The sequence below is a fragment of the Vibrio sp. 1731 genome, assembly GCF_033339955.1.
Taxonomy (GTDB): Bacteria; Pseudomonadota; Gammaproteobacteria; order Enterobacterales; family Vibrionaceae; genus Vibrio; species Vibrio alginolyticus.
Genome location: NZ_JAWOVO010000020.1, coordinates 87,289 through 96,678 on the forward strand (window position 1 = coordinate 87,289; position 9,390 = coordinate 96,678).

The 9,390-nt window shown below is 45.6% G+C and carries 5 protein-coding genes; 1 reads left to right on the forward strand and 4 read right to left on the reverse strand.

Annotated elements, in window-relative coordinates; translation table 11 throughout:
* Positions 1-19: 19 nt before the first annotated feature.
* The 4 genes from R7035_RS19705 to R7035_RS19720 all read right to left on the reverse strand — a co-directional run bounded on the left by R7035_RS19705 (position 20) and on the right by R7035_RS19720 (position 4,634).
* Positions 20-1,990: a diguanylate cyclase domain-containing protein gene (locus R7035_RS19705; protein WP_206959839.1), complete on the reverse strand. Its 1,971-nt coding sequence runs from the start codon at positions 1,988-1,990 to the stop codon at positions 20-22.
* Positions 1,991-2,177: 187 nt separating this feature from the next.
* Positions 2,178-2,531 carry a DUF2750 domain-containing protein gene (locus R7035_RS19710; RefSeq protein ID WP_053304422.1) on the reverse strand — a complete coding sequence of 118 codons (354 nt, stop codon included), beginning with the start codon at positions 2,529-2,531 and terminating at the stop codon, positions 2,178-2,180.
* A gap of 175 nt (positions 2,532-2,706) precedes the next feature.
* A complete protein-coding gene (locus R7035_RS19715; protein WP_005377354.1) occupies positions 2,707-3,321 on the reverse strand; it encodes an OmpA family protein in 615 nt (204 codons plus the stop codon).
* 2 nt (positions 3,322-3,323) lie between these two features.
* Entirely contained in the window at positions 3,324-4,634 is a 1,311-nt protein-coding gene (locus tag R7035_RS19720; RefSeq protein WP_017635971.1) for a TolC family outer membrane protein, read from the reverse strand.
* Between the two features lie 400 nt (positions 4,635-5,034).
* Here R7035_RS19720 and R7035_RS19725 point away from each other — a divergent pair.
* Positions 5,035-9,390: tandem-95 repeat protein (locus tag R7035_RS19725; RefSeq protein ID WP_318146241.1), on the forward strand; the 4,356-nt coding region annotated here is incomplete at its 3' end.

The following is a 9,390-nucleotide window of genomic DNA, read 5'->3' on the forward strand; positions in this document are numbered from 1 at the left end:
CGCTGGTGGTTTGGTTTTATTAGAGAATATACTCAGCACTTAAACTGATCGGCTCGTTGTATGCGTCCACAAGGGAGTTTTTTCCTTGCTTCTTAGCATTGTATAACGCTTGGTCTAATATCGAATAGAGCTCATCAAAGTTGGTGAGTGGCATTGAGGTTGATAGATAGGCCAGACTCGCAGATATATTCAATTGATGGTTATTAAGCGAATGTACACTCTTTTCTGAAATTGTTTTATGCAGACTTTGTATTCTAAAGGGAACGTCAATCTCATCGACGTTTTTCAATAGCAAGATAAACTCTTCTCCACCTAAACGACCCAAGTAATCTCCCTTATTAAGTTTAGCTTTAAGCGCTTTGCATACCTGTTGTAGTACTAAGTCGCCAGTCGGATGACCATACTGATCATTAATCGCCTTAAAGTCATCTAGATCGATTAATGCTAGAACGTAGCGGAAGTCTCCTTCCGCTTTGGAGGTTTGGCTTTTAATCGTCTCTATAATTGCCGCTCTGTTTAATGCACACGTTAAGCTGTCTATTTTGGCTTTTAAGCGTGTTTGTCGCTGAACCATCAATGCCAGAGCGAGGAGAATCAATAAACAGAAAACAACAAAATTATAAGTGCGTTGTTGGTCTGTGAGTTTTTCAAACTGGTACTGACTTAGAAGAGTTTCGTTGTTCAACTGCGCGACTTGTAGATCATATTCATACTCTTTTTTAGTGAGATCTAGTGCCTCTAACGCCTTGATATTACTCGCGTCTCGGTTCGTTAGTTCAATCGTCGAGTAGGCCTTGTGATGCTCCAGTGCCTTTTTGTAATCATTTTGAGCTTGGTATGCTTTTGAGAGGAGTAATTGGGCTTGCGCTTGCAATAAGGGCCTAGCGTTTTTTACCGCTAATCTTAACGCTATTGTACTGTGTTCAATCGATTTTTCGGGTGTATGGTTCTTTAAATATGCCAATCCAGCAGCCAAATGACCCTCTGTTTCAAGGTGCGTATTCTCATAAGTTTGGGCAATGTTTAATGCTCTTCCAATGTAATCTACCGCGGTATCCAATTGCCCAGAATCGGCCAAAGCAGCAGATAACCCTAAATAGGTCAACCCTTGCCCGTATGGATAATGAAGTTGTTCGAGAATCGTTAATGCATTTTTGTAGTGGCTGATGGACTTATCGAGTTCTTTGGATTTTCTGTACATCGCTCCTAGACTATGTTCGACTTGCGCAACTTCAAGAGGTGTCCCTTCATCTTGGCGAACCAGTAAGGTTTGAATGAGATATTGCTCTGATTGTTCAAATTGCCCCAGCTCTGCAAGTAAATTGCCGACGTCATTGTAAATCCCTGAAGGATCGCTTTGCGTCGACATGTTGGCCATCAACTGTCGATACAAACTTAAGGCTTTTTCATAGTCACCGCGGTAATTGTAGTTATTTGCTACCACGCGCAAAGCGAGATCAACAGGGAAGTTTTCTTGATGCTTATGATTTAAGTGGCTCTCTAAGGATGAGCAATAAAAGTTTGCTTTGTGATAACGACCTTGTTGATTCAGCGTATAACAAAGTTGATAGTTCATCAGAGCCTTGCCTTCGGAATCGGATATTTTCTTCATTGTCTGTCGCAAAGAAGAAAAGCTATCTACTGAGGCCTCGTAACTACCATGCTTACGTTCATTTAAGGCAAGAATATATTCTGATTCTAATTGAGAAAAAGGGTTGTCTAAGACTTGACTGCTGCCGTAGTAAGGCTGATTTATGTTTGACATATATTCATAAATCAATCCACTTACGTAGAGCTTTTCGCTGTCCGATTTCGCTGTATGGTAGCGATCTTGAAGCATGCTCAATGCCGACTCAGGGTTGCTTCGTAGTGTGGTTTGGTAGACAGAGTGCCACTGTGTGATATTTTGGTTTGGTTCAATATCTTGAGTGTCGCTTGCATATACTGGAGTGAGCAAAAGTGACGCAAGCAAGGGATAGAGCACGCGCATGTTTAAACGAGCCTTTAATTTAAGGTGCCTTTAAAGTTGAGTTATCATAGCGCTTTTAACGCATCAGCGTTGTGATTAAGTTGGGTGTACTAAGAAAAAGAGTAGTAAAACTATGCACTTGGTCGAGATATTGAAAGAAGAGGCATAAAAAAGAAAGACCTCAACATAAAGTTGAGGTCAGAAATCTTTAATCAATGTAAAGCTTTGCTAGATCTTGAGGCTCCATTTCTTTGCCTTCTAACTGATCGTTCCAGTTAGTTCCAACAAGAACACCATCTTCAGCAAGAGTCAAAAGCCAATCTTCAACAAAGATATCTAATGGGATTTCTAGTACAGTAAAATCTGACCATTCTTCAACATTATGTGCTTCTGCATCTTCTTTAGAAGACCAGAAAGGCATGACTTCGCTGTTTTCGAATTCAGTTGAATCGCAAGATAGCCAACCTTCTTCATTGCGTAAACCCCAAACCAATTGGTTTTCTTTCGTTTCTGCAACAAAAAGGTCAAGGTTCGCTTGGATATCTGATGTAAGTTTGCTCATTTCAAAACTCTCGTTGTTATGACGTGGCTAGAGTAACACTAAAGTGCCGATTCCTAAAGCATAATACGGTTGTCGAAATGAGTAAAAATAAAGGAGCCGAAGCTCCTTTTCTGAGGTTAAGTATTCACTCGTTTTTGTTTGCTTTGTGCTTGCAGAGCAAACAAAAACAGGTACTTTACCTTTCTGGAAGAGTTGTGAATATTGTCCACTCTCTTTTTATCTCGCCTTTGTAACCAACGACTGATGCGGTTACTCGACGATTTAAAGCATGGCTGACTTCATCGGTCCCTTGTTGTGCTAAGTGAGTGTCACCAAAACCAACAATGCGGACTCTACTCGGTTCGATGTCGTAGCTTAGTAGGGCTTCACGGACATTGCGTGCTCGTCTTTCAGAAAGATCTTGGTTATGCTTTGAACCGCCAACTTTACTAGCATAGCCGTGCAGCTCTATCGAAGTAGTAGGGTACTCTTTTAAAAAGTCGGAAAGCTCTCGGACTTGTCTTCTGAAGACTGGATTGATCTCATCAGAGTCGTTAGCAAAAAGTATCCGCACTTGCATGTTATCTGATGCTTTAATGTATTCTCCACAACCGTCGTTGTCGACCTCTGAGCCTTCAGGTGTACCTGGGCACATATCTCGAGCATTGATGACACCATCGTTATCGTCATCTTGCAAATCTGCTATTTGTTCTGCATTTGGTACAGGACGATACTCATATTCGTCTTCAGCAACAACGTGTTGAGTGATGGCGAGCATACCCAATGCAAATAGAATCTTCACTGGTTTCATGATCAGTACTCCACCTTTTCATTCCATTCTGTAGGTACATCGACACGCAAGGCATTTAACAATTGGCCAGTCGCGTTCATAACGCGGTACTTGGCGTACTGCTCTGAGTATCGAGCATCTAAGTAGTTCTTTCTCGCTTCGAAAAGTTCGTTTTCAGTATTTAACAAGTCCAGCAGAGTGCGTTTTCCAATGCGATACTGCTTTTCGTAGGCGATGACAGTTTCAGAGGCCGAATCTACGTGATCCGCTAGGAACTCTTTTTGTTGAAGTGTTAAATCTAACGCACTCCAAGATAGACGAAGACCTTCTTCTACTTGGCGGTATGCACGTTCTCTTAGGTCTTTTGCTTTATTTAGTTGGTAGGCAAAACTTTCAGCGTTGGCTACGTCACTACCACCGTTAAAGAGGTTGTAACGCATACGTAACATTGCTGTTGTCTCTTCGCTGCTTCCTTCGATACCGCTTGCATCATCACGCCATGTTTGAGCCGCTTCTACCGATATCGTTGGGTAGTAAGTTCCCTTAGATTGCTTGTATTGGAACTTTGCAGAGTCCACATCAGCTACCGAAATTTTGATTACTGGATGTGACTCGAATGCCAAGTCAATCGCTTCATCGATGGTGTAGGGAATAAAGTTTTGGTCCGCTCTTGGGAAAATCAATCCTTGTGGTGACTGTCCGACAAGGCGTGTAAAGGTGGTGTGGCTGTCATATAAGTTGTTCTGAGCTGCCACCAAGTTACCGTGAGCCTTTGCTAAACGAGCCTCTACCTGGGTTAGGTCTGCTGTAGAACCGATACCTGAGTTAACTCGCTTTTTAATGTCTTCATAGATCTTCTTATGCACTTTCAAGTTATTCTCGGAAAGTGTCAGAATTTCATAAGCTTTTACTGAGTCTAAATAAACTTTCGCGACCTCTAAAGCGGTGTCTTGGGCATCAGCTAGAAGTTGATAACGGACCGATTCAGCATCAGCTGCTGTTCGATCCATATCATTAAGTGTCGCTGAGCCATCCCATATTAGCTGGGTTAGTGTCACGGTGGCTTCTTTTCTTGTCAGATCGGTTGAATCTCGCCCTGACTCTGCAGGTTTGATTCCTTCGTAACCGATACCGGCATCTAAGTCTACGGATGGGAGGTAAGCACCACCAGATGCTTCATTCACATACTGCTTGCTAACGAATTCATTGAACGCACTTTTGATGTCAGGATTGGTTTTTAATGTGTTTTCAACCGCTTGCTCTAGCGTTTGCCCAAAAGCATGACTAGCGGTGAACATACCAATACAAAAGGCGTTGGCACGAGTCCACTTCACTGTGATTCTCCTAGATAATGGTAAAAATTCTCGAGGTGATAGGGCTTATAAGTGGAATACTTATAAGGGCGTCAATAATTTAGCGCACAATAACATTAATATGCGATGAAGTAACCTGTTGATTCGCTGTTCATTTGTTTCAATTTTGATAAATCAACCTACTAAATCTGCCTAAAAATTGAATTAAGATCTCAAATTAAACATGGAGGTAATGGCTAGAAACGAGAGTCCAGATTTTAATAAAATAAAACGCTTATGCGTCTGGATTCTTATTGATGTATGACACATAATTACTTTATTGAGCATCAAATTGCTGTTATTGCACTATATATTCGGGCAATATATAGCAAATTAGTATTGTTAGTCAAAAACTTGACAGTTATTTAGGGTTAAGGTTTATATGGATCGTACAGCATTAGTGCCACTCGGTAATCAAGTCGTCGTAATAGGTTTGGATGGGCAGCTGAGAGTCCTTGCAGAAGGACAGCAGCCTCTACCAGGTGAAGTGATAGTGGCAATGACAGATGCTGCGCCTCAAGACCTGAAAATTCAGCTTGCTCAAGAGCAAGGTTTAAAAGATATTTCAGACGATGTAGCACAGATTATTAGTGCTATTGAGCAAGGTCAAGACCCTTCTGCTATTGATGAAGAACTCGCACCTGCAGCGGGTGAAAATAGTGGCTCCAGTTTGCAAAATAGTGCCACGATTGTACGAGATGGTACTGAAGTGCTAGCCTCAACAAACTTTGAAACTATTGGCCTAGAATCCCTCGGCTTATCTGAAACACAAGCGTTGACCTTAAATGACTTCTTCACAACAGGTATCGAGACAAGTGGGGATGGCTCAAGTAAGCCACTTACTAATTCTCCAGTGACATTAAGCGCTGTTGAGGAAGATAGCGATCCAATCACGATAACTACTGAAGAATTACTATCTAATGTCAATATTGATGATGCCGATACTCTTGTCATTACAAACGTCACTATTGAGAGTGGGAATGGCACCTTAATTGATAACAGCGATGGCTCTTGGACTTACATCCCAGAAGCTGATGATGACACTGAAGTGTCATTCTCCTATGACATCATTGATGATGATGGTGGTGTTATTAATGGCACTGCTAACTTAGATATTACGCCTGTTAATGACGCGCCAATAGCAACTAATGATGCGATTCAAACTGACGAAGATTCCCTGGTTGTAATTGATGTGCTCGCTAACGACAGTGATATTGAAGGTGATGATTTAATCATTACCTCTGCTTCTGTACCAGAAGAGCAAGGTATCGTTGAGATTATCGATGGTAAGCTTGTTTTCACTCCGGCTGAAAATTTCAACGGTAATGCAACGATTAGCTACACCATCTCAGATGGTGAGTTAGAGGATGAAGCTCAAGTTTCGGTAACAGTAAACTCAGTTAACGATGCGCCTATTGCCTCTAATGATACAACAATTACAGAGGAAGATAGCTCAGTAACGATTGATGTCCTGCCAAACGACACCGATATTGATGGTGATAAGCTGTCGATTGAATCAGCGTCTGTACCTGAAGCACAAGGTACAGTTGAGATTGTTGATGGCAAACTGGTCTTCACACCGGCTGAGAACTTCCATGGTGACGCCGAAATCACTTACACCGTGACCGATGGTGCACTGACTGACCAACCGACGGTCAATGTCACCGTAAATGCCGTAAACGACGCGCCTGTGGTTGAAAGCAGCATTGCAGACCAAGCCTTGGCGGAAGACTTTACGCCATACAGCATCGATCTAAATACGGCCTTCAGTGATGTGGATAACGCCGATGGTGAGTTAACGTTTAGTGTCTCTGGCAACAGCAACATTCAAGTGGCAATCGTCAATGGGATTGCTACGTTCACTCCAACCGCAGACTGGAACGGCTCAGAAGCGTTGACGTTTACTGCCACCGATCCAAGCGGCGAGAGCGTTAGCCAAACGGTGAACTTCACGGTAGCGCCTGTGGCGGACATCGTGGCAGACAACGCGACGGTTGTGGAAGACACGCCGACCATCATTAACGTCTTAGGTAACGACACGTTCGAAGGCGACGATAAAGTGGTGTCGCTGGATAGCAATAACGGTCCAGCTAACGGTACGGTCTCGGTCAACCCGGACGGCAGCGTCACTTACACGCCAAACGACAACTACCACGGCACAGACAGCTTCACCTACATCGTCACATCTGGGGGCGTCAGTGAATCCACCACGGTGAACGTCGATGTCACACCAGTGAACGATGCGCCAGTGGCAAAAGATGACACGGCGATTACTGACGAAGACACGCCAGTGACGATTGATGTCCTGCCAAACGATACTGACATCGATGGTGATACATTACGTATTGACTCGGCGTCTGTGCCGAGTGACCAAGGGACAGTTGAGATTGTTGATGGCAAACTGGTCTTCACGCCAACTGAGAACTTCCATGGTGACGCTGAAATCACTTACACCATCACCGATGGTGCACTGACCGACCAAGCGACGGTCAACGTCATCGTGAATGCGGTGAACGATACGCCTGTGGTTGAAAGCAGCATCGCAGACCAAACCTTGGCGGAAGACTTCACCCCATACAGCATCGATCTAAATACCGCTTTCAGCGATGTGGATAACGTAGATGGCGAGCTGAGCTTCAGTGTCTCTGGCAACAGCAACATTCAAGTGGCAATCGTCAATGGCATTGCTACGTTCACTCCAACCGCAGACTGGAACGGCTCAGAAGCGCTGACCTTTACTGCTACCGATCCAAGCGGCGAGAGTGTCAGCCAAACGGTGAACTTCACGGTAGCCCCTGTGGCGGACATCGTGGCAGACAACGCGACGGTCGTGGAAGACACGCCGACCATCATTAAGGTTTTAGGTAACGACACGTTTGAAGGCGACGACAAAGTGGTGTCGCTAGATACGAATAACGGTCCAGCCAACGGCACGGTCTCCGTCAACCCGGATGGCAGCGTCACTTACACGCCAAACGACAACTATCACGGTACAGACAGCTTCACCTACATCGTTACGTCCGGTGGGGTATCGGAGTCCACCACGGTGAACGTCGATGTCACACCAGTGAACGATGCGCCAGTGGCAAACGATGACGCGGCAACAACACAAGAAGATACCGCTGTCACGATTGATGTCCTGCCAAACGATACTGACATCGATGGTGATACGTTAAGCATTGATTCGGCGTCTGTGCCGAGTGACCAAGGTACAGTTGAAATTGTTGACGGCAAGTTGGTGTTCACACCGGCTGAGAACTTCCATGGTGACGCTGAAATCACTTACACCGTTAGCGATGGTGCACTGACTGACCAAGCGACGGTCAACGTCACCGTGAATGCGGTGAACGACACGCCTGTGGTTGAAAGTAGCATTGCAGACCAAACCTTGGCGGAAGATTTCACCCCATACAGCATCAATCTGAATACCGCTTTCAGCGATGTGGATAACGTGGATGGCGAGTTAACGTTTAGCGTCTCTGGCAACAGCAACATTCAAGTGGCGATCGTCAATGGGATTGCTACGTTCACTCCAACGGCAGACTGGAACGGCTCAGAAGCGCTGACGTTTACGGCTACCGATCCAAGCGGCGAAAGCGTTAGCCAAACGGTGAACTTCACAGTGGCGCCTGTGGCAGATATTGAATCTGACCGCGCGACGGTTGTGGAAGACACACCAACCATCATCAAGGTTTTAGGTAACGACACGTTCGAAGGCGACGACAAAGTGGTGTCGCTGGATACCAATAACGGTCCAGCTAACGGCACGGTCTCGGTCAACCCGGATGGCAGCGTCACTTACACGCCAAACGACAACTTCCACGGCACAGACAGCTTCACCTACATCGTTACGTCAGGTGGGGTGTCAGAGTCCACCACGGTGAACGTCGATGTGACGCCAGTGAACGATGCGCCAGTGGCGACCAATGACAATGCCGTTACTGACGAAGACACGCCAGTGACGATTGATGTCCTGCCAAACGACACCGATATTGATGGTGATAAGCTGTCGATTGAATCGGCTTCCGTACCTGAAACACAAGGCACAGTTGAGATCGTTGATGGCAAACTGGTCTTCACACCGGCTGAGAACTTCCATGGTGACGCTGAAATCACTTACACCGTTAGCGATGGTGCACTGACTGACCAAGCGACGGTCAACGTCACCGTGAATGCGGTGAACGACACGCCTGTGGTTGAAAGCAACCTCGCAGACCAAACCTTGGCGGAAGATTTCACCCCATACACCATCAATCTAAATACGGCTTTCAGTGATGTGGATAACGTGGATGGCGAGTTAACGTTTAGCGTCTCTGGCAACAGTAATGTCAATGTCTCAATAGAAAATGGCATTGCGACCATTAGCCCAACGGCAGACTGGAACGGCTCAGAAACCCTAACGTTTACGGCCACCGATCCAAGCGGCGAGAGCGTCAGCCAAACGGTGAACTTCACAGTTGCGCCTGTGGCGGACATCGTGGCAGACAACGCGACGGTTGTGGAAGACACGCCGACCATCATTAACGTCCTAGGTAACGACACATTTGAAGGCAGCGACAAAGTGGTGTCGCTGGATACCAATAACGGTCCAGCGAACGGCACGGTCTCGGTCAACCCGGATGGCAGCGTCACTTACACGCCAAACGACAACTACCACGGTGCAGACAGCTTTACCTACATCGTTACCTCCGGTGGGGTATCGGAGTCCACCACGGTGAACGTCGATGTGACGCCAGTG